Annotated in this window: 19 protein-coding genes and 2 pseudogenes; 16 read left to right on the forward strand and 5 right to left on the reverse strand. The window is 42.4% G+C overall.

Annotated elements, in window-relative coordinates; all coding sequences use genetic code 11:
• Together THEPK_RS09165 and THEPK_RS13820 are read left to right on the forward strand one after the other, a co-directional pair.
• Positions 1–244 (forward strand): ACT domain-containing protein (locus THEPK_RS09165; protein ID WP_042701186.1); only part of this gene is annotated, 244 nt, incomplete at its 5' end.
• Positions 245–404: 160 nt separating this feature from the next.
• Positions 405–539: pseudogene (locus THEPK_RS13820) on the forward strand (argininosuccinate synthase domain-containing protein); the annotation flags it as partial.
• 4 nt (positions 540–543) lie between these two features.
• Here the strand turns inward: THEPK_RS13820 and THEPK_RS09170 are convergent.
• Entirely contained in the window at positions 544–1,245 is a 702-nt protein-coding gene (locus THEPK_RS09170; RefSeq protein WP_011011181.1) for an IS6-like element ISPfu2 family transposase, read from the reverse strand.
• A 68-nt stretch (positions 1,246–1,313) separates the two neighbouring features.
• Here THEPK_RS09170 and THEPK_RS09175 point away from each other — a divergent pair.
• The 14 genes and pseudogenes from THEPK_RS09175 to THEPK_RS09240 form a co-directional block, all read left to right on the forward strand.
• Positions 1,314–2,426 (forward strand): annotated as a pseudogene (locus tag THEPK_RS09175) (argininosuccinate synthase); the annotation flags it as partial.
• Between the two features lie 8 nt (positions 2,427–2,434).
• On the forward strand, positions 2,435–3,781 hold the full coding sequence (gene argH / locus THEPK_RS09180) for an argininosuccinate lyase (RefSeq protein WP_042701188.1): 1,347 nt from the start codon (positions 2,435–2,437) through the stop codon (positions 3,779–3,781).
• On the forward strand, positions 3,781–4,905 hold the full coding sequence (carA, locus tag THEPK_RS09185) for a glutamine-hydrolyzing carbamoyl-phosphate synthase small subunit (protein ID WP_042701189.1): 1,125 nt from the start codon (positions 3,781–3,783) through the stop codon (positions 4,903–4,905). Before argH ends, carA begins: the two co-directional genes overlap by 1 nt.
• Positions 4,886–8,044 carry a carbamoyl-phosphate synthase (glutamine-hydrolyzing) large subunit gene (carB, locus tag THEPK_RS09190; RefSeq protein ID WP_083965073.1) on the forward strand — a complete coding sequence of 1,053 codons (3,159 nt, stop codon included), beginning with the start codon at positions 4,886–4,888 and terminating at the stop codon, positions 8,042–8,044. The genes carA and carB overlap by 20 nt, the downstream gene beginning before the upstream one ends.
• A gap of 202 nt (positions 8,045–8,246) precedes the next feature.
• Complete coding sequence (gene lysS / locus THEPK_RS09195; protein ID WP_232194572.1) at positions 8,247–9,359, forward strand: homocitrate synthase; 1,113 nt, start codon at positions 8,247–8,249, stop codon at positions 9,357–9,359.
• The gene (locus tag THEPK_RS09200; protein ID WP_042701193.1) at positions 9,356–10,510 is read left to right on the forward strand and encodes a 3-isopropylmalate dehydratase large subunit; all 1,155 of its coding nucleotides are present in this window, start codon (positions 9,356–9,358) and stop codon (positions 10,508–10,510) included. The genes lysS and THEPK_RS09200 overlap by 4 nt, the downstream gene beginning before the upstream one ends.
• The gene (locus THEPK_RS09205) at positions 10,507–10,986 is read left to right on the forward strand and encodes a 3-isopropylmalate dehydratase small subunit (protein ID WP_042701195.1); all 480 of its coding nucleotides are present in this window, start codon (positions 10,507–10,509) and stop codon (positions 10,984–10,986) included. The genes THEPK_RS09200 and THEPK_RS09205 overlap by 4 nt, the downstream gene beginning before the upstream one ends.
• On the forward strand, positions 10,974–11,957 hold the full coding sequence (locus tag THEPK_RS09210) for an isocitrate/isopropylmalate family dehydrogenase (protein ID WP_042701197.1): 984 nt from the start codon (positions 10,974–10,976) through the stop codon (positions 11,955–11,957). The genes THEPK_RS09205 and THEPK_RS09210 overlap by 13 nt, the downstream gene beginning before the upstream one ends.
• Positions 11,958–12,130: 173 nt before the next feature.
• Entirely contained in the window at positions 12,131–12,292 is a 162-nt protein-coding gene (lysW, locus tag THEPK_RS09215) for a lysine biosynthesis protein LysW (RefSeq protein WP_042701199.1), read from the forward strand.
• Between the two features lie 44 nt (positions 12,293–12,336).
• A complete protein-coding gene (gene lysX / locus THEPK_RS09220) occupies positions 12,337–13,158 on the forward strand; it encodes a lysine biosynthesis protein LysX (RefSeq protein WP_042701201.1) in 822 nt (273 codons plus the stop codon).
• Positions 13,155–14,147, forward strand: coding sequence for an N-acetyl-gamma-glutamyl-phosphate reductase (gene argC, locus THEPK_RS09225; RefSeq protein WP_042701203.1), 993 nt, complete (start codon positions 13,155–13,157; stop codon positions 14,145–14,147). Before lysX ends, argC begins: the two co-directional genes overlap by 4 nt.
• Positions 14,148–14,156: 9 nt before the next feature.
• Positions 14,157–14,879, forward strand: a complete 723-nt coding sequence (locus THEPK_RS09230; protein ID WP_042701205.1) for a [LysW]-aminoadipate/[LysW]-glutamate kinase — start codon at positions 14,157–14,159, stop codon at positions 14,877–14,879.
• Positions 14,880–14,884: 5 nt separating this feature from the next.
• Positions 14,885–15,973: an acetylornithine/succinylornithine family transaminase gene (locus tag THEPK_RS09235; RefSeq protein ID WP_042702222.1), complete on the forward strand. Its 1,089-nt coding sequence runs from the start codon at positions 14,885–14,887 to the stop codon at positions 15,971–15,973.
• Complete coding sequence (locus THEPK_RS09240; protein ID WP_042701206.1) at positions 15,960–16,958, forward strand: [LysW]-lysine hydrolase; 999 nt, start codon at positions 15,960–15,962, stop codon at positions 16,956–16,958. Before THEPK_RS09235 ends, THEPK_RS09240 begins: the two co-directional genes overlap by 14 nt.
• A 265-nt stretch (positions 16,959–17,223) precedes the next feature.
• Here the strand turns inward: THEPK_RS09240 and THEPK_RS13800 are convergent, their stop codons facing one another.
• The 4 genes from THEPK_RS13800 to THEPK_RS09260 form a co-directional block, all read right to left on the reverse strand.
• Positions 17,224–17,427 (reverse strand): DUF4143 domain-containing protein, encoded by a 204-nt coding sequence (locus tag THEPK_RS13800; protein ID WP_052315944.1) that lies wholly within the window; start codon positions 17,425–17,427, stop codon positions 17,224–17,226.
• Positions 17,428–17,597: 170 nt separating this feature from the next.
• Positions 17,598–18,938, reverse strand: coding sequence for a glycerate kinase type-2 family protein (locus tag THEPK_RS09250; protein WP_042701207.1), 1,341 nt, complete (start codon positions 18,936–18,938; stop codon positions 17,598–17,600).
• 48 nt (positions 18,939–18,986) lie between these two features.
• Complete coding sequence (locus tag THEPK_RS09255; protein WP_255346978.1) at positions 18,987–20,045, reverse strand: GntP family permease; 1,059 nt, start codon at positions 20,043–20,045, stop codon at positions 18,987–18,989.
• A 4-nt stretch (positions 20,046–20,049) separates the two neighbouring features.
• On the reverse strand, positions 20,050–20,751 hold the full coding sequence (locus tag THEPK_RS09260) for an IS6 family transposase (RefSeq protein ID WP_042701208.1): 702 nt from the start codon (positions 20,749–20,751) through the stop codon (positions 20,050–20,052).
• Between the last annotated feature and the right edge of the window lie 16 nt (positions 20,752–20,767).

The following is a 20,767-nucleotide window of genomic DNA, read 5'->3' on the forward strand; positions in this document are numbered from 1 at the left end:
GGAAGAGATAGTTGAGTTAATTGAAGAGCAAACCGCCATAATATTGATAAGCCCAGAAGAGATAATTGAGACCCCCGGAATCATGGCCGTTATGACCTCAACCCTTTCATCAAATGGAGTAAACATAACTCAGGTGATCTCATGCCACAAAGACACCATATTTGTTCTTGATCGTAAAAACGCTCCAAAAGCATACCAAATACTGGAAGATATCATCCTGAAGATGAGAAGGACTTTAAAATAACCTCCAATTATTGCTTTACCTTTATTTCCAATACTCCGGCATAATTCCCCACCTTATCGATTCTCAAAGTTGTTATATATGTAACGTATTTTGTTAATTTTAAGATATTAGTTACAAAAAATATAAAAACGTTCTTTTTATCCCAACTCTGGTGATCTGCATGAAGATAGTTTTAGCCTACTCAGGAGGTCTGGATACATCAATCATCTTGAAAATGATGCAGGAAAAAATGAATGCAGAAGTAATTACAGTTACCGTAGACGTGGGCCAAAAAGATAACTTTGAAAAGATCGATACTGTCAGGATAACTGGGGCATCACCTCTTGAAGCCACTCAGTCACATCACCAGGCGGACAACCAAACCGAGAATGAAACCTAACAAAATTATACCAGAACGCAAACAGAAAAACAAACCTGTGAACCCTCCTCCAGTCTCTAGCCCTGAAATTATTCCAGAAACGCTTTGTTCTTTCTTTTAAAGTCCTGAACCAGCGTTCAATACAGTTCCTCGGCCCGAAGGTTACGTGAACAAAATCCAGTCCAAGGGATTTAAAAGCAGACTTGTACCACTTCCCACCATCAACCAGAAAAACAGGCTGTCCTTTGCAGGATTTCAAAACAACCAGAATGAAGTCTCTAGCAATCCACCAGTTTCTGGTTGTTGTAATCCAGACTGCGAGAACTTCCCTGCTCTCAACGTCAAGTGCAGCCCAGAGAAATCTCTTCTCCCCGTTGATTTTTACGACAGTCTCATCAACTGCGATAAAATTCCTCTGTTTTCTTACTGCGAGGAGTGTTGGCTGGTAAACTGCTTCTGCTAGTTTTTGAACTGCCTCCCAGACTGTTGTGTGGCTGATTTTGAGGATTTTTCCGACTTGTCTGTAGCTGAGGCCTCGCAGGTATAGTTCTACTGCTCTGATTTTCTTTTCTGGTGGGATTTTGTTGCGGCGAAAAGGTTTTAAGACTGAAATCAGTGAGTATAGAATGCTCTCAGCCTTCATTTCTCTCCCTTCTTTTCTGAAAAATTATCAGAAACTTAAACCTAACGCCCTACCGCTTATCCTAACAGTATCAAAAGATCGAAGAAAAGGCACTCAAACTTGGTGCCCTAAAACACTATACCATAGATGCAAAGAAAGAATTTGTCGAAAAATACATCTTCAAAGCGATAAAGGCAAATGCACTTTATGAAGGATCTTATCCACTAGCCACAGCATTAGCTAGGCCTTTAATAGCTGAGAAACTTGTTGAGATAGCTAAAAAAGAGAATGCCGATGCGGTAGCTCATGGCTGCACTGGAAAAGGAAATGACCAAGTTAGGTTTGATTTAGCAGTTAAAGCCCTCTATCCAGAGATTAAGATAATTGCCCCAGTTAGGGAGCTTAACCTTACAAGGGACTGGGAGATGGAATATGCAAAGAAAAAAGGAATACCTGTTAAAGACAAAATCTACAGCATTGATGAGAATCTTTGGGGACGCTCAATAGAAGGAGGAATCTTGGAAGATCCTTTTGAAGAGCCCCCAGAAGAAGTTTTTGAATGGACTCTCTCTCCAGAAAAGACTCCAGAAAAGCCAGAATATGTTACGATAGACTTCGCGGAGGGAGTCCCTATAGGGTTAAATGGAAAAGAAATGGACCCCGTCGAACTCATAGAAACTTTAAACTCCATCGCAGGAAAGCATGGGGTTGGCAGGATAGATCACATTGAGGACAGGACTGTAGGAATAAAGAGCAGGGAAGTTTACGAAGCCCCAGCAGCAATAACCCTAATAAAGGCTCACAAGGATTTAGAAAAGCTAATTCTCACAAAATGGGTTCTCGAATTTAAGGAGATCATTGATTCAAAGTGGGCATGGCTTATCTACAACGGCCTCTGGTTTGAGCCACTCAAGGAGGCTTTAGATGCATTCATAGATAAAGTTGAAGCAGATATTAATGGATCTGTTAAGGTAAAGTTCTACAAAGGGAACGTTAGCGTAGTTGGGAGGACCTCTGAAAATGCACTTTACGATACAAAGCTTGCAACGTACGAAAAGTTCAGCACCTTTGACCAGAAGCTTGCGGTTGGCTTTATTGAGCTCTTTGGACTGCAGAGTGTTTTAGCGTATAGTTCAAAAAGCAAACTGGATCCGGCGTACACACCCACAGAGCCAGTAACCGCAAAGAAGGCCATTAGTTAGGTGGTGCTATGTACAGGAAGAGTCTACTGGGCGATGCTGATCTTAATATCTTGGCCTACACCTCCTCAATGGAAGAAGATAAAGAAATAGTCAGCGAAGTTATCGAAAGCTTAATTGCCCATGTGAAGGTTCTGATCGCCCAAAATTTAATTCCAGCAGAGAAGGGAGACAAGATACTAAGTGAACTAAACAGCCTCCTCCAAGATCCCTTACCATTGTTTTCTATTAATGCCGAAGATGTACATGAGGCGATTGAAATTTACCTGAAGGAAGTAGTAGGAGAGGATGAAGGATATTTGGCCCTAGGGAAAAGCAGGAACGACCATGTCTCAGCGGCTTTGAGATTAAAAACAAAGAAACTCATAATTGAACAGCTAAAAGAGTTGATAAACCTGAGAAAAATCCTCCTAGATAAAGCAGAAAAACATCTATGGACAGTAATGCCAGCTTTTACCCATTTACAGCCAGCGCAACCTTCAACGTTTGCCCATTACCTCTGCTATATAGAGGAGGTCCTAGCCGACTATACAAAGGCCCTGTTTTTTGTCCTTAAGGTAATTGATAAATCTCCTTTAGGGGGAGGAGCAGTTGCTGGAACGAGCGTTCCTTTAGATAGGGACACTCTGGCCAAAGAACTTTTTAGTGGAATTGTGATCAACTCCATAAAAGCGACAAGCAGTAGGGATTTCCTCAGTATAGCATTATCAATGGATGTCAGTCTATCCGTATTTTTATCACGGATAGCAGAGGACATTGTGATTTTCTCAACACCCCAGTTTGATTACCTGGTCTTGCCCAAGGAGCACCTAGCAACAAGCAGCATGATGCCCCAAAAGAAGAATCCAGTAACCATGGAGATAGCCAGGGCCTGGGGTTCTGAAAGCATTGGGCACTTAACAGCTTTGCTAGGAACTCTGAAGGGACTTCCGACCGGATATAACTTAGACATGCAGGAAACGAATAAGCATGCATTAATAATCTTGAAGAAAACTCTGGAGACACTGAAAATTTTCTCAGACTTCTTCAAAAAGATTGAGGTAAACAAGAAAAAGTTATTGATCGACGCAGAGATTTTCCCTATTTTGGCAACTGACATAGCCGAGAAGGTCTCTCTGAAGAGCGGAAAACCCTACAGGGAAGTTTACACAGAGATCGCAGAGCTAATAAAAAGCTCTCAGAGCGTCGAAGAAATCTACTCCAAAGTCGAGGCAGTGTACGGCATCAAATCCACCCTGGAAGAAGGGATTAAAAAGCCCACTATGGGCTCTCCAAATCCAGAAAAAGTAGCGGAATATATCAGGATGGCAAAAAATAATCTAGAAGAGGAGCATTCCAAATTGAAGGAGGTAGTTTAATGAAAAAATCAAATAACGCGTATCTAATCTTGGAAGATGGAAGTGTGTTTAAAGGTAAAGGCTTTGGAAGTGAAGGAATAAAATACGGGGAAGTGGTTTTCACAACGGGAATGGTGGGTTATCCAGAGTCGTTAACCGATCCTTCTTACAAGGGCCAGATTTTGGTCATGACTTATCCACTAATTGGAAACTATGGAGTTCCAAGCAGGGAAATAAAAGAGAACGGTGTTCCCCTCCACTATGAATCAGATGAAATCCAAGTAGAGGGGTTCGTAATCTCAAAGCTCATGCGGAGCAATCACTGGGCAAGCGAGAAAAGCCTGGATGAATGGTTCAAAGAAGAGAGTATTCCCGGAATAGAAGGAATCGAGACTAGGGCATTAGTGAAGAAAATAAGGGAAAGAGGCGTCATGATGGGGGCTTTAATTGTGGGAAATTACGACCTCGATGAGATTATGGAGAAGGTGAAAAAACTAAGCTACGATGAAATGAATTTCATAGATAAGGTCACGCCAAAAGAGTTAATCGTCCATAAACCCCCAAACCCTAATAAGAGTATTGTTGTAGTTGATTGCGGTATCAAATATGGGATTCTAAGGGAGCTTTTGAAAAGGGGATTTAAGGTAATAAGAATTCCCTATCATTATGACCCAATTGATGTCTTAGAAGAGTTCAACGCAGATGGGATTTTATTCAGCAACGGCCCTGGAAATCCTGAATTGCTCGAAGATCTAGTAAAAAAAGCCCGTGAGGTTATCGAGTACAATGTTCCAACGATGGGTATCTGTCTAGGAAGCCAAATACTGGCCTTAGCAGATGGGGCGGAGATCTACAAGCTTAAATATGGACATAGGGGAGTTAACAAACCCGTTAAAGACCTAAAAAGTGGAAAAGCTTTTGTAACCACACAAAACCATGGATACGCTGTAAAAGCTCAAAGTTTGAACGAGTTCAAAGTCTGGATGGTCAACGTAGATGACAAAAGCGTTGAGGGGATTTACCATCCACACAAACCAATAATTGCCACCCAATTCCATCCCGAAGCATCCCCTGGCCCTTTGGACTCAGCATGGATTTTTGATGTTTTCTCAAAAATGATTAAGGGTGAGGCTCATGGTTTCTAAAGTTCTTGTTCTGGGTTCCGGAGCAATAAAAATTGGAGAAGCTGCTGAATTCGATTACAGTGGAAGTCAGGCTCTAAAAGCCTTAAAAGAAGAGGGGATAGAGACCATTTTAATCAACCCAAATGTTGCAACTATTCAAACGAGCCATGAGATGGCAGACAAGGTTTATCTCCTTCCTCTGAATCTCAAATTTGTTGAAAAAGTCATAAAGAAGGAAAACCCAGATGGGATTTTGCTGGGCTTCGGAGGCCAAAGTGCTCTATCATTAGGCGTGGCCTTACATGACTCCGGAATTTTAGAGGAATACAACATCAAAGTTCTTGGAACACCCGTGGAGGGAATAAAGAAGGCTCTGGATAGGGAAAAGTTCAGGGAAACTATGATTAAAAACGGCCTCCCTATACCACCGAGTAAAGCCGCTAAGAACGTTGAGGAAGCTGTAAAAGTGGCCCGGAAGATAGGTTTCCCAGTGATGGTAAGAGTTAGCTTCAACCTAGGTGGAAGGGGATCCTTTGTTGCTTGGAATGAAGAAGAGTTCAGGGAATACATAGTTAGGGCTTTTGCACAGAGTGAGATTGGTGAGGTTTTAGTAGAGAAGTACCTGAAGGGATGGAAAGAGATAGAATTTGAAATTGTTAGGGATAAGGATGGAAACGCCGTTGCGGTAGCATGCCTGGAGAACTTTGACCCAATGGGAATCCACACAGGTGATTCCATGGTAGTTGCACCCTCCCAGACTTTAACAAATAGGGAATACTACCTACTGAGGAAAGCGGCTATAGAAGTGGCAGAGGCAATAGATCTTATTGGAGAATGTAACGTCCAGCTGGCCTTAGATCCCAAATCAGAGGAGTTCTACATAATTGAAACAAATCCAAGGATGAGCCGTTCATCTGCTCTAGCAAGCAAGGTCACCGGCTATCCCCTAGCCTACATAGCGGCAAAACTAGCGTTGGGATATACACTGGATGAGCTTTTAAATGGGGTAACTGGAGTTACAACCGCTTTGTTTGAGCCGAGCTTGGATTATGTTGTTGTTAAAATGCCGAGATGGGATTTAGAGAAGTTTGAGAACGCGAATAAGAAGATAAATACCGAGATGAAGAGCATTGGAGAAGTCATGGCGATAGGAAGGAACCTCCATGAGGCTTTTCAAAAAGCTATCAGAATGGTGGGAATCGGAGATGAGCTTATAGGGAAGTACTATGAGAGCGAAGAGTCGTTGGAAAAGGTTATGGAGAGAATTAAGAATTACGAGCCTTATATGCCCATGCACATTGCGAAGGCCCTGAAACTGGGAGCAAGTGTTGATGAGATTCACAGAATTACTGGAATAGATAAGTTTTACCTCTACATAATTGAGGATCTTGTTAAGATTGCAGAGGCCCTTAGGAGCAACCCAGATGAAGAGACAATAAGAGAAGCCAAAAAGCTTGGATTTAGTGATGAGCAGATGAAGGCTCTATCTAATAGCAGCATTAAAAAATCAATCCCATTTGTCAAGCAAATAGACACCTTGGCTGGAGAAGTTCCAGCAAGGACGAATTATCTGTACATGACCTACGATGCACAGGAAAATGACGTTCCCTACACAGAAAAGCCGAAGGTTCTGATTTTGGGAGCAGGTGTCTTTAGGATTGGAGTCAGTGTGGAGTTTGATTGGGCTGTCGTGAACTTTGCAAATGCTGCAAAAAAGAGGGGTTATGAAGTTATAATTTTGAACTACAACCCTGAAACAGTTTCAACAGATTGGGATGTTAGTGACAAGCTTTACTTTGAGGAGATAACTCTTGAACGGGTCTTAGATATTTACCAATTTGAGAAGCCGGATGGGATTGTGGCCTTTGCTGGAGGACAGCTTGCAAATTCCTTAGCCAAAAAGCTTGAGCAAAATGGAGTCAAACTCCTAGGAACCCGGGGGATGAGTGTAGATATAGCTGAAAACAGGGCCAAATTTTCCAAACTCTTGGAGAAGCTCAACATAAAGCAACCACCCTGGATTGAAGCTAAGAGTGTTGGAGAAGTCTTAGCTTTTGCCGAGGAAGTAGGATACCCCTTAATGGTAAGACCAAGCTACGTTTTGAGCGGGACCGCTATGAAAGTTGCCTACAATGAGAAGGAACTAAAAGAGTACCTCTCTTTAGCAACAAAAGTTTCCCCAGAACACCCTGTTGTGGTTTCAAAGTTCTTAGATGCAATGGAAGCAGAGATAGATGCCGTCTCAGATGGAAAGAGGGTAGTTGGAGTTACATTGGAACACATAGAAAAAGCGGGAGTTCATAGTGGAGATGCCACAATGGTTACTCCCTACCGCTATCTAAAAGAAAAGCATGTAAAAAAGATGCACAAAATAGCTTTAGAGCTTGCGTTGGCTTTAGAAATTAGGGGACCCTTTAACATACAATTCTTAGTCAACGATGATGTCTACGTTCTTGAGCTGAACCTGAGGACAAGCAGATCAATGCCCTTTTCGAGCAAGGCAAGGGGTGTAAATTTAATGGAATTAGCAGCTCAGGCGGTGTTTGATGGGAAACTCTCCATAGGAATGGATTACGACTACTACGAGATCCCAACAAAGGCTTTCGCTGTGAAAAGCCCACAGTTCTCGTGGTCTCAGCTTCAAAATGCTTATCCCTTCTTAGGGCCAGAAATGCGCTCTACTGGAGAAGTTGCAGGTTTAGGGAATGAATTTGAAGATGCCCTACTAAAGAGCTGGCTCTCGGCGAAACCGAACAAAATGCCAAAGTCAAATATCTTAGTTTATGGTTATGACAAAGAGGTATCAACACTACTGGAAACTGCAAAACTCCTTAAAAGCTCGGAATACAATGTTTTCACCTTAGAAGACAGCTTGAGGCATGGAGATACTTTAGGCAAAGAGGAAGCTGTAGAGTTGATGAAACTGGGCAAGATTGATCTAGTTATAACTTCTGGATACGCAAAAGACAAGGACTACAAGATAAGGAGGACTGCCGTTGATTTAAACATTCCAATAGTCTTGAATGCAAATCTGGGTTATGAACTTTCAAAGGCCTTTGTCTGGGCAAGAAAGAATTGTTTTGAGGTCAAAGAGCTCTCCGAATATTATACTCCAAAACTGCAGAAGTCAGTTAGCAAACCTTTAGAAGAGCTCATTTAAATTGTTTTTACATTTATCAAGCTTTTTCTTGTATCATAACCCTTCAAATCAAGATGTACAAAAATTTTTTCGAAATAATTGTACAAAAATCGAAATTTTATTTGTATTAAATTCAATATAAAGATAATATTTCGGAAAATCCAGATATTTTCCGAAAGATTTATATACCCTACTATAAATCTTCAGTTATCAAATAAAGGGGGTGGTATTATTAAGAGCCATACAACTTTTAGATTCAACACTGAGGGAAGGAGAACAATCACCAGGAGTTAACTTTAGTCCAGAGCAGAGATTAGAAATAGCGGTAGCTCTGGATGATTTTGGCGTTGATTTTATAGAGGTGGGACATCCAGCAGTGAGTAAGGATGTTTCAGAAGGAATAAGGCTAATCTCGGAGCAGGGTTTAAGGGCAAACCTCCTAGCACACTCAAGAGCATTAAGAAAAGATATCGATTTGATTTTGGATTTGAATATTGACTGGATTGGCATCTTTTTCTGCCTCTCAAACGCATGCCTTCAAAGAAGATTTGGCATAACCCTCGAGAAAGCCCTGGAAAGAGTTGAAAGTGCCATCTTATACGCCAAGGATCACGGGTTGAAAGTGCGCTTTACTCCAGAAGACACGACGAGAACGGAGTGGGAGAACATTGAAAGGGCCCTTGAACTGGCAAGAGAGCTTAAAGTCGATAGAGTAAGCATAGCAGACACAACTGGATCAGCACATCCATTGTATTTCTACGAGCTCGTTAGAAGGGTGGTCAGCTTTGGCATTCCAGCGAATGTGCACTGCCACAATGATCTGGGCTTAGCTTTGGCGAACGCAATAATGGGAATTGAAGCTGGAGCAACATTAGTTGATGCAACTATAAATGGCATAGGAGAAAGAGTTGGAATAGTTGATTTAATCCAAATTTCAACTCTCTTGACTTACCATTACGGGATCAAGAAATACAAATTGGAGAATCTCTATGGGTTGAGCAAACTGATAGAGCAGATAACGGGAATAAAAACCCAAAGACACTATCCAATAGTTGGAGAAAATGCATTTGTCCACAAAGCCGGCTTACACGTTTCAGCTGTGATAAAAGACCCAAGCTTTTACGAATTTCTACCGGCCGAGGTCTTCGGGAGGGAGAGATCCATTCACATTGACAAATACGCGGGAAGGGACTCGATAAGGTTCTACCTTGAAAAAGCAGGGATTAAAGACGAAAATGGGGAGGTCGTGGAGAAGCTACTCGATGTTGTGAAGAATTCCCGGAAGTCCTTCACTCCAGAAGAGCTTCTTGGAGAGGCAAGGAGGTTCTCAAGATGACGATTATTGAGGAAATTCTAAAGGCAAAAACAGGAGAAGCAATAATCAGAAATGTCGATTTAATTTATGCCCATGATGGCACCATGCCCTTAATCATAGAAGCATTTAGGAGGGTTTTTACACGAGTGAAGAATCCGGAGAGGATTTCCATATTCTTTGACCACGTTTATCCAGCACCAACCGTTAAAGTGGCAAACCTTCAAAGGGAGATTAGAGAATTCGCAAGGGAGCAGGAAATTAAAACCTTTGAGGGTTATGGAATATCACACCAAGTTGTTCCAGAAGAAGGGCTTTTGGATGGAGCAAAAATAATAGTTGGAGCTGATTCCCATACACCAACCTTGGGGGCTTTTGGCGTATTTGCTGTAGGGATGGGTGCGACCGACGTGGCCGTGGCAATGGGACTTGGAAAAAACTGGTTCAGGGTTCCAGAAAGTGTCAGGGTGAACCTCGAAGGAAGACTAAGCAAAAATGTAATGACAATGGATTTGATGTTACGCTTAATTAACTCGTTGAGAGACTTTGACATGAATTACAAAGCCTTGGAGTTTTTTGGAGACCTCAATTTTTCAATTGACGAAAAAATGACGATAGCAAACTTCAGTGTTGAAACAAATGCAAAGACAGCTGTTTTGGACAATGGAAGCTTTGATGGCGATGGAAATTATCTGAGAGAGATCACAATAGAACTCGGTGAAATTGAGCCCTTGGTAGCTTTGCCCCACCATCCAAGCAACGTTGAGAGAGTTGAGAAAGTTAAAAGAAAGATTGATCAGGTTTTCATAGGCTCATGCACAAATGGAAGGCTTGAACAACTTAGAAGAGTGGCAGAGGTCCTTGAGGGTGAAGAAGTTATCGTTAGAACTTTCATAGGACCAGCATCAAGGAAGATCTACCTTCAAATGATAGAAGAGGGGATTGTGCAAAGGCTAAGTGAAGCCGGTGCAATTATTTTGCCCCCAGGGTGTGGTCCTTGCTTGGGAAGACATATGGGGGTAGCTGGAGATGGAGAGGTGATCCTGAGCACAACCAACAGGAACTTCAAAGGAAGAATGGGTTCTCCAAACGCTGAAATTTATCTTGCCAGCCCCCTCACTGCAGCTGTGAGTGCAATTTATGGAGAGATAACGAATCCGGAGGATGTGCTATGAGGGTGTGGAAATTCGGGGATAGCATTTCAACTGATGCAATAACTCCGGGAAGATATAATTTAACGAAGGATCCGCAAGAGCTTGCAAAAATAGCATTCATAGAGGTGAGACCGGAGTTCTCAAGGGAAGTACAGAGGGGAGATGTTATTGTAGGTGGAAAAAACTTTGGGATAGGCTCTTCAAGGGAATCGGCTGCTTTAGCATTAAAAGCCGCTGGGATCAGTGGAATAATAGCAAAGTCCTTTGGAAGGATATTCTACAGGAATTGCATCAACTTGGGCATCCCTCTCTTAACTGGCGATACGGACTGGCTGAACGATGATGATGAGATAGAGGTGGACTGGCAAAGTGGAATAGTTAGAAAAGGAAAAGAGATAAGGCAATTCGAGCCTTTGGAAGGATTTCTCTTTGAGATAGTCAAAAATGGCGGAATAATAGAGTATCTGCAAAGGAGGGGCGATTTATGTATAGAGTAGCGGTGATAAAAGGAGATGGCATCGGGGTTGAAGTTACAGAAGCAGCGATGAGGGTCATAAAAGCGGTAACCAATAAAATAGAGTTCGTTGAGTTCGAGGGGGGCTTTGAAGTATTCAAAGAATGCGGAGCTCCAATAAGAGAAGAGGACCTGGAAGAGATAAAGGAGATGGATGCAGTTTTATTCGGGGCAACGTCAACGCCCTTTGACGTTCCAAACTACAAAAGCCTGATCCTAACTTTGAGAAAGGAGCTTAACCTTTACGCTAATTTAAGAATTATTCCAGACCTTTGGGGAGATAGGGAAATTTACATAGTAAGGGAAAACAGCGAGGGGCTATACTCCGGGGAGTATGAGGTTAATGATGGTAGAGTTGTTGACTTTAGGGTGATAACGAGAGAGGGAGCAGAGAAGATAGCAAGGTTTGCAATAGAATTAGCAAAAGATAGGAACTTCAAAGAAATTACTTTTGTCCACAAAGCAAATGTTTTGAGAGGTGACAGATTCTTCAGAAAAATTGTTTTGAACCTGGCAGAAAGAGAGGGGATTAAAGTTAATGAGAAAATCATTGACTCATTTACCATAGAACTTGTCAGGAATCCCTGGAAGCACAGAATAATATTGAGCGAGAATCTTTTTGGCGATATCCTTTCAGATTTAGCTTCAATACATGCAAAGAGCATTGGGGTTATCCCATCAGGAAACTACGGAGAGGAAATAGCTTTATTCGAGCCTATACATGGAAGTGCACCGGACATAGCTGGGAAAGGAATAGCAAATCCAATTGGCGCTATTTTGAGCGGTGCTATGCTTTTAGATTATTTGGGTTTAGATGGTTGGGTAATTTGGAATGCTGTTAAAAATTATGTGAAAAAAGGCAATTTAACACCCGATTTGGGGGGAAGTGCAATGACTCCGGATGTTGTAAATGGAGTAATTTCAGAAATTGATGATCAAGAGATTGATCCATAGAGTGGGACGAGCTCTGGGTTAATGAGATAAGAATCAACACCATTCCAACTTTGTTCATGAAATAATGTTATGTTTGGCACAAAATTTAGAAATTTAAAATTAAATGTTACAAAAAAGATTTAAATCTTCCAAATGTCATGCGGATTGAAAACATAAAGAATGGAGGTGGAAAGATGGTTGAATGCCCAGTTTGTGGAGCTGAAATAGAGATCGATAGTGTAGAGGTGCATGAGATAGTGGAGTGTCCAGTTTGCAGTTCAGAGCTCGAGGTTGTCAGTTTAGACCCAATAATCCTTGAAGAGCTCCCCGAGGTGGAGGAAGACTGGGGCGAGTAGTGACATTATTATACTGAGGAATTATCTCTGGCGGAGGTTAAACAATGAAAATCGGCATAACTTACACAATAATGCGCAAGGAGGAGATGATGCTCAGGGACAGGGCAAAAGAATTAGGGGAAGTGATCATGCTCCACGATAGTGAAACAATCTTTCCAGAAAACTTTGATCTGGATGTGGTAATAATAAGAAACGTTAGCCACTTCAAAGCTTTATATATGGCAAAGCTCTTTGAAGCCCATGGGATTCCGACAGTTAACCCCTTCAATATAATCCTTGAGGCGGGAGATAAGCTCTTTGCAACTTTAAAGCTCAGCAAGAAAGTCCCAGTGCCGAGGTGGAGTGTCGCGTTTGATAAAAATAGCGCAATAAAAGCCATGGAAAGAATTGGCTATCCTGTGGTTATGAAGCCTGTCTTTGGAAGCTGGGGAAGAATGGTTAGCAAAATAAACGATTTGGATGCAGCTGAAGGAATTGTGGAACATAGACAATGGATGGGAAATCCTCTTTACAAAGTTTACTACATGCAGGAATACATTGAGAAACCCGGTAGGGACATTAGGAGTCACGTTATTGGAGGAGAATTTGTGACAGCTATCTACCGATACTCTGACCATTGGGTGACCAACACCGCAAGAGGAGGAAAGGCAATCCCATGTGAAGATGAAGAAGTCAAGGAAATTTCAATTAAAGCCTGGGAGGCCTTTGGCGAAGGGGCTTTAGCAATAGACATTTTTGAGAGCGATAGGGGGTTGCTCGTTAATGAAGTTAACCCTGCTATGGAGTTCAAGAACGTAGTAAAGGTCACAGGCGTTGATGTGGCTAAAAAAATCGTTGAGTATGCCGTTGGGGTGGCTAAAAGATGATAAAAGCTGCCGTCGTTGGAGCAAGCGGCTATATTGGAGGAGAGCTGGTTAGGCTTTTGTCCATGCATCCCGAAGTTGAAATAAGTGCGGTAACATCAAGGCGGTACAATGGGAAGAGAATCCACAAAGTTCATCCAAATTTAAGAGGATTGAACCTTAGGTTCACTAATAACTACAACTTCGATGCCGATGTGATATTTTTGGCCGTCCCACATGGAACTTCGATGAAAATAATTGACGAGTATATGGGAAGCGCTAAGATAATTGACCTAAGTGCAGACTTTAGAGTAAGCTTAAACCTCTATGAAGAGTACTATGGAGAGCATTTAAAACCAGAGCTTATAGATGAGTTCGTTTATGGCCTGCCAGAGATCCATAGAGAAGAAATCAAAAAAGCTGAGCTCATAGCAAATCCCGGCTGCAATGCAACAGCCGTAATCCTGGCACTATATCCATTCAAAAGAGAGGTTAACGAGGCAATAGTTGACCTAAAGGTTAGCTCAAGCGCTGGAGGGAGAAGAGAGAATGTGGCAAGCATACACCCTGAAAGAAGCAATGTGGTCAGGGTCTACAAAGCATCCCATCACAGACACGAGGCGGAGGTAAAGCAAGAGACTAAAATCAATGCTCAGTTTACCGTTCACTCGGTAGATTTGGTGAGGGGACTCTTGGCAACAATATACTTCAAGATGGAGACCACCGAAAAGGAGCTTTACAAAAAGTATTTTCCTTATCTAAAGGAACCATTTGTAAGGATAGTTAAGGAAAAGGGAGGATTGCAGAGACTGCCCGATCCAAAATATGTAATAGGAAGCAATTTCGTTGATATTGGTTTCGTCTACGATGATGAAAACCGGAGAGTTATTCTCCTCTCAGCGCTGGACAACTTGATCAAGGGCGGTGCTGGGCAGGCGGTGCAAAACATGAACATAGCCTTTGGGTTAGACGAAACTCTCGGCTTGAATTATCTGCCAGTTTATCCAATCTAGGTGAAAGAAATGAGAATAGTTAAAATCGGGGGAAGTGTTTTAGACAGGCTTGAAGAGTTTGAATTTGAAGCAGATTTAATCGTTCATGGTGGCTCAGACTATGTTGATGCCCTATGTGAAAGGCTTGGGATTAAGGTTAAGAAACTGAGGAGTCCCTCCGGAGTGGAGTTCAGGTACACTCCAAAGGAAGTGCTTGAGGCTTATGTAATGGCAGTGATGAAAGCCAACAAAGATATCGTGGCTTACCTTCAAAGTAAAAGCATCAATGCTATAGGCTTAAGCGGTCTCGACTTTGGGATTGTAAAGGCCAGGAGGAAGAAAATAGTCAAAGCTATGATAGATGGCAAAAAGGTTGCAATTAAGGACGATTACTCTGGAAAAATCGAGAAGATCAATGTTGACCTATTAATTGAGCTGATGAATCTTGGAGTCCCCGTCATAGCCCCCATAGCAATGAGTGAGAGTTTTGAGCCGTTAAACGTGGATGGGGATAAGCTCGCAAGGGAGATTGCACTGGCCCTAAAAGCTGATGAGCTGATATTTCTATCGGATACCGCTTTTTTAGTCAACGAAGAAGTCGTAGGGATAATAAAAACTGAAAAAATTGATGATTTCCTCCCATTTGCTCGAGGTGGGATGAAGAGGAAACTGCTTATGGCAAGGGATGCACTCGAAGGTGGTGTCAAGAGAGTTATCATCCAGGGTCTGAACGGCAGGACGGTGATTGAATGAAAGAGATGAACCTTTACAGAAAAAGGCTGAAGCTCATTAAGGGGAAAGGCGTTTATGTCTGGGATGAAGATGGAAACCGATACCTAGATGCCATAGCAGGAATTGGGGTAGCCATATTGGGACACTCAAATGAAGAGCTGGCGGGTGCAATAAGTGAGCAAGTAGAAAAGCTCATGGTTGCCGGCCCCATGTTCCATCATGAGGAGAAAGACGAAGCCTTAGAGGAACTCTCCAGATTCCTCAGCTTTGAATACGCCTATTTCGGGAACTCTGGAACTGAGGCTGTTGAAGCAGCTTTGAAGTTTGCACGTCTCTACACGGGCAAAAAAGAGATAATAGCAATGACAAATGCCTTTCATGGGAGAACTTTTGGCTCTCTAAGCGCAACTTGGAAGAAAAAATATAGGGAAGGGTTTGAGCCTTTAGTCCCGGGCTTTAAGCACATCCCCTTTAACAGCGTCGAAGCCGCAAAAGATGCCATAACAAAAGAAACCGCTGCTGTGATAGTTGAGCCAATTCAGGGAGAGGGTGGAATAATCCCCGCAAAAGAGGAATTTATCAAAACTTTAAGGGATTTAACTCACGATAATGATGCCCTGCTGATAGTGGATGAAGTTCAGAGTGCCTTCAGAACCGGAAAGTTTCTAGCAATAGAGCACTACAAAGTACAGCCTGACATAGTTACAATGGGAAAAGGGCTGGCAAATGGGGTTCCAATTGGTCTAACTCTGGCGAACTTTGATATCCCGAGAGGAAAGCATGGCTCAACATTCGGTGGAAATCCCCTCGCCTGTAAAGCTATGGCAACAACACTGAGGATTTTAAGACGAGAGAACCTCATAGAAAAAGCCAATAAGAAGAGCATAATTGTAGGGGGAGATAAAGTAATAATGACGAGAGGTAAAGGTTTGATGATTGGAATCCTTTTGAAGGAAAATGCTGGGAAATACGTTAAAATGCTCCAGGATAAAGGATTACTGGTAAATACAGCAGGAAGTAGGGTGATCAGGCTCTTGCCCCCATTGATAATCACGAAAGAACAAATGCTCTGGGTTAAAGAGACCATTGAGGGTGTGCTTAATGAAGATCAGTGAGGAAGAAAAAATAGAGTTCCTCAAGGAGCTCGTGAGCATCTACAGCCCAAGTGGTAAAGAGGAGGATGTTGCCAAATTTCTAACAGATAGTTTTGAAAGCTTTGGAATCGAGAGTTACATTGATGAAGTTGGAAACGTCATAGCAGAAAAAAATGGGAAGGGGAGTAGGGTATTGCTGGCCGGACATATGGACACCGTTCCCGGCATAATCCCCATTCGGGTCGAGGGGGACTATCTATGGGGGAGAGGGAGTGTTGATGCTAAAGGAGCTCTGGCAACTTTCTTTTTTGCCTTCATTGAAAGCAAGGCAAATCTGGTCTTTGCCGGCCTAGTAGACGAAGAGGGGTTCTCAACTGGGGCCAGGAGTTTAGACGTCCCAAAACCGGACTTTATAATAATTGGGGAACCTAGTGGCTTTGATGGGGTCACAATCGCATATAAGGGCAGCCTGACCCTGAAGTTCGTGGAGGAAGTTGAGAAATTCCATGGGAGTTTGAGTTCAAAAGGGGCCGCAGAAAAGCTGATAGAAAGATGGCTTGAAATAAGCAGGGATTTTGGTGAAGGCTTTAATAAGCCGAGCGGGAGGATCTTGAGATTTGAAGCCTATGAGCGGGATTTTGATTTCTATGGAGAGATGGTGGTTAATATAAGAACACCTATCGGTTATGAACCATCGAGTAAGGGGGAGATCTTGGATTTTGTCCCGGCCTACGAGGTTTCCTCAAGAAGTCCGCTTGTTAGGGCTTTTGTTAGAGCTATAAGAAAAAGTGGTGCAAAGCCACGGCTTAAAAAGAAGAGTGGAACAGCGGACATGAACATCTTAGCTCCTAAATTTGGAGTCGATGCAGTAGCTTATGGCCCAGGCGATTCAAAGCTTGATCATACTCCCTACGAACGCTTAAACTTAATGGAATATTTGAAAGCAATAGATGTGTTAAAAACAGCTTTGAAGGAAATTAAAATCTTAAAGCCCCCTAAAAATTGATACAAACACCTAATTAGCTTTCTTGAACAGAGAAAGAATTATTGAAAGAGAATTAGATGAGAAAAGACTGCTAAAGTTCCTTCAGTATCCAAATATTTTGGGTTATCTCAACTCCCTCTTTTGTGGTATATCCTTGATCCCATGTTATGAGTAACAGTTCCTTGCACTTCAACTCCTTTGAAGCCTTCGCCAGAGATGCAATTTCTCTCTCAAAGTTCTCTTTGTTCAGTTCATACGTAACTTGTATTAACTGTGTAACTTTGTTTCAACTCTTAACGACGAAATCTACCTCTCCTTTACCGTCTTTCCAGTAATAAATTTCATGGTCTGAGAATTTGTAGCTTCTTCTTAAAAGTTCCAAAAAAAAAACAAGGTTTTCCATCAATCTACCAATGTTCTCACTGAATTTAAATGAAACAACATTTATCAATCCAGTATCAATAACATAGGCCTTTCTTGGGAATAACATCTGTTTTTTAGTTTAAACGAGAATCTTTTAACTTGGAAAATCAGATATGCCCTCTCCAAGTATTCAACATAATTTTTCACCGTATGCACATCCTTAATATTTACTAAATTCTTCAGTTTGCCCTCTCTGGAAATGGTTGCTTGAAAGCCACCATAAAAGAACTAAATAATTCAAAGAAGTACGAGAATAATTATTGAATTCACGTTCGTCCTCGTTGGGCCTGTTACGAGCAGTGCATTGGCCTCTTTCAAACCTTCATACGCGTTGTGAGCCTTAAGGAACTCCTCCGCATCAAGACCCTTCGCATTCAAAATGGCCAGCGTATAAGAGTCCACCACTCCTCCAGCCGCATCTGTAGGGCCATCTGTACCGTCGGTATCCATTGCTAAAACTGCCACATTTCTAAGTCCAGCAACTTTTCGAGCTATGCTCAAAGCGAACTCCTGATTTGGACCTCCCAAACCGGCCTCTCCCTCTATTGTTACAGTGGCCTCTCCCCCTGCGATAAGAACACATGGTTTTTTGAATGGCCTTCCTTTGTGGTATATCTCCTCAACAATCGAACCAAAGGCCACAGCAACTTCTCTTGCTTCTCCCTCTAGAGTAGTTGTTAGAATGTAAGCGTCTAGCCCCAGTTCTTCCGCTTTCCTTTTTACCGCTTCACAGGCAAGTGAATTACCCGCTATAAGAAAGTTGTGCACATTGGGCAGGTCTTCTTTTAGAGTTTCTACCCTCTTCCCCTCTATGCCGAGCTCTATATGCTCTCTAACAGCCTTTGGTAACCTGTCCCAAACATTATAGAGCTTTAAAATCCTATAAGCATCCTGAAAGGTTGTTGAATCTTTAACTGTCGGCCCAGAGGCTATCGCTTCTAGGGGGTCGCCCACAACGTCCGATAGTATCAGGCTTATCAGAGTTCCCTTTACAATCCTCGCAAGCTTCCCACCCTTAACTTTTGAGATATGCTTTCTAACGGTGTTGATTTCATAAATCTTAGCACCGCTTTTGAGAAGAAGCTCGTTTGTTTTCATCTTGTCTTCCAAGCTTATTCCATTCTCGGGGAGCATGAAAAGCGCTGAACCACCTCCAGAGATGAGCACAAGGAGAATATCATTTTCTCCAACATTCTTGGCAAGCTCAACTCCCATCTGGGCACCTCTCATCGAGTTCTCATCGGGGATTGGATGACCGGCCTCAACAACTTTGATCTTTCTTAAGGGAAGAGCGTAGCCATACTTTGTAACGGCTATCCCTTCCGCTATTTCATCTCCAAGAATTTCTTCAACAGCCTTAGCCATGGAGCAGGCAGCTTTTCCAAAAGCAAGCACATAGATTTTGCCATTTATTGGAAATTCTTTCCCCTTGATAGTGAGTTTATTCCTCTCAAGTCTCAACACTCGCTTAACGGCCTCGTAGGGATCTGCACTTCTTATGGCCTCCTCCATAAGGGTTAGGGCTATTTCTTTAGACTTAATATCCCCGTAAGAGAGAAGTTCCTCTCGGTTTACCACAACAATCACCACCAGAAATACTAAAATAAAAAATAAAAAGATTAGGGATCAGAGGAGAATTGCTCCCATAATCAATATTACTACTGCAGCGACTACACCCTCTACAAATGTTGCTATTGTCTGGAGTTTATACCCTTGTGTAACATCCATATTTGAAAATTGAGTGACAACCCAGAAATAACTATCGTTTGCATGACTAACGACCATTGACCCAGCTCCGATTGCAAGCACTGTAAGGGCTCTTCCGTAAGGAGACGCTAATCCTAATGACTCTAATAATGGAGACAGGAGTGCAGAAGTGGTTATAATCGCAACAGTTGACGAGCCTTGGGCAGTCTTAAGCAATGCTGCAATTAGGAATGGTAAAAGGAGGCCCAAATGATAAGATGACAATGTTGTCCCTATATAGTCACCTATTCCCGTTTGTCTGAGCACATAACCAAATGAACCTCCTGCTCCGGTTATTAGGATAATAATTGCTGCATTCTTTAAGCCTTCTGCAACCCATCCCTTAGGACCATAAACATGCTCATCAAGCTTGTCTACAAGCTTAAACGATAGGAGGACTCCAAGCAGAAGTGCCGTTATGGGATGGCCAATGAAGTCGAAGAAGCTCTTAAGCATTCCCTCTCCAAATGGGTGGGATGGGAAATCCGCTATAGACTTTAGAACTATCAATATTATTGGGACTACAAGAGGAGCAAAAGCCCATCTGGCTGGTGGGAGTTTACCGTACTTCTGCATTAGCTCTTCATAGCTTTCCTCGATGTCTGGCTCAATGTAAATCTTGCTACCAACCTTTAAAGCATAGTAGAGCCCTGCCAATGCGGCAGGTATAGAGGCTATTAGCCCAAGCATTATAACCAAACCTAAATCAGCGTTTAAGTTTGCAGCAGCAGCAATCGGACCTGGAGTCGGAGGTACTAAAGTGTGAGTCGCATATAGTCCAGTGCTCAGTGCAACTGCAGTTACCGCTAGTGATAGTCCGGCTCTCTTTGTAAGGGCTTTGTTAAGTGGTGATAAGATCACAAATCCCGAATCGCAGAACACTGGGATTGAAACAATGTATCCTATTATACTCATTGCATGAGGGACTCTCTTTTTGATACTGTCAGGATAACTGGGGTATCACCTCCTGAAGCCATTCAGTCACATCACCAGGCGGTCCACCAAACCGAGAATGAATTCTAACAAAATTATACCAGAATGAAAACAGAAAAACAAACCTGTGAACCCTCCTCCAGTCTCTAGCCCTGAAGTTATTCCAGAAACGCTTTGTTCTCTCTTTAACAGTCCTAAACCAGCGCTCAACACAGTTCCTCGGCCCGAAAGTCACATGCAGATAATCCAGCCCGAGAGATTTAAACGCTGATTTATACCACGGCCCTTTGTCAACCAGGAAAATTGGCTGTCCCTCGCAGGATTTCAAAACAACTAGAATGAAGTCCCTGGCAATCCACCAGTTCCTAACGCTTGTAATCCATACTGCTAGGATTTCTTTGCTCTCAACGTCAATTGCAGCCCAGAGGTATCTTTTCTTCCCGTTGATTTTTATTACTGTTTCGTCAACTGCGATGAAGTTTCGCTGTTTTTTGACTGCGAGGATTTTTGGCTTGTAAACTGCTTCTGCTATTTTTTGAATGGCTTCCCAGACGGTTGTGTGGCTGATTCCGAGGATTCTGGCGGTTTGCCTGTAGCTTAAGCCGTTTAGGTACAGGGTTATTGCCCTGATTTTCTTTTCTGGTGGGATTTTGTTTCGGCGAAAAGGTTTTAAGGCTGAAATTAATCGGTTGATAATGGTTTCGGCTTGCATGTTCCCCCCTTTCTTT

Source organism: Thermococcus sp. PK, from assembly GCF_000430485.1.
Classification (GTDB): Archaea; Methanobacteriota_B; Thermococci; order Thermococcales; family Thermococcaceae; genus Thermococcus_A; species Thermococcus_A bergensis.

Excerpts from the sequence above, each read along its gene's own strand:
- THEPK_RS09170 (WP_011011181.1), bottom strand. The coding sequence starts at position 1,245 with ATGAAGGCTGAGAGCATTCTATACTCACTGATTTCAGTCTTAAAACCT.
- carA (WP_042701189.1), top strand. The coding sequence starts at position 3,781 with ATGAAAAAATCAAATAACGCGTATCTAATCTTGGAAGATGGAAGTGTG.
- THEPK_RS09200 (WP_042701193.1), top strand. The coding sequence starts at position 9,356 with ATGACGATTATTGAGGAAATTCTAAAGGCAAAAACAGGAGAAGCAATA.
- lysW (WP_042701199.1), top strand. The coding sequence starts at position 12,131 with ATGGTTGAATGCCCAGTTTGTGGAGCTGAAATAGAGATCGATAGTGTA.
- THEPK_RS09235 (WP_042702222.1), top strand. The coding sequence starts at position 14,885 with ATGAACCTTTACAGAAAAAGGCTGAAGCTCATTAAGGGGAAAGGCGTT.
- THEPK_RS09205 (WP_042701195.1), top strand. The coding sequence starts at position 10,507 with ATGAGGGTGTGGAAATTCGGGGATAGCATTTCAACTGATGCAATAACT.
- argH (WP_042701188.1), top strand. The coding sequence starts at position 2,435 with ATGTACAGGAAGAGTCTACTGGGCGATGCTGATCTTAATATCTTGGCC.
- argC (WP_042701203.1), top strand. The coding sequence starts at position 13,155 with ATGATAAAAGCTGCCGTCGTTGGAGCAAGCGGCTATATTGGAGGAGAG.
- THEPK_RS09240 (WP_042701206.1), top strand. The coding sequence starts at position 15,960 with ATGAAGATCAGTGAGGAAGAAAAAATAGAGTTCCTCAAGGAGCTCGTG.
- THEPK_RS13800 (WP_052315944.1), bottom strand. The coding sequence starts at position 17,427 with ATGTTATTCCCAAGAAAGGCCTATGTTATTGATACTGGATTGATAAAT.
- THEPK_RS09260 (WP_042701208.1), bottom strand. The coding sequence starts at position 20,751 with ATGCAAGCCGAAACCATTATCAACCGATTAATTTCAGCCTTAAAACCT.
- THEPK_RS09230 (WP_042701205.1), top strand. The coding sequence starts at position 14,157 with ATGAGAATAGTTAAAATCGGGGGAAGTGTTTTAGACAGGCTTGAAGAG.
- THEPK_RS09210 (WP_042701197.1), top strand. The coding sequence starts at position 10,974 with ATGTATAGAGTAGCGGTGATAAAAGGAGATGGCATCGGGGTTGAAGTT.
- lysX (WP_042701201.1), top strand. The coding sequence starts at position 12,337 with ATGAAAATCGGCATAACTTACACAATAATGCGCAAGGAGGAGATGATG.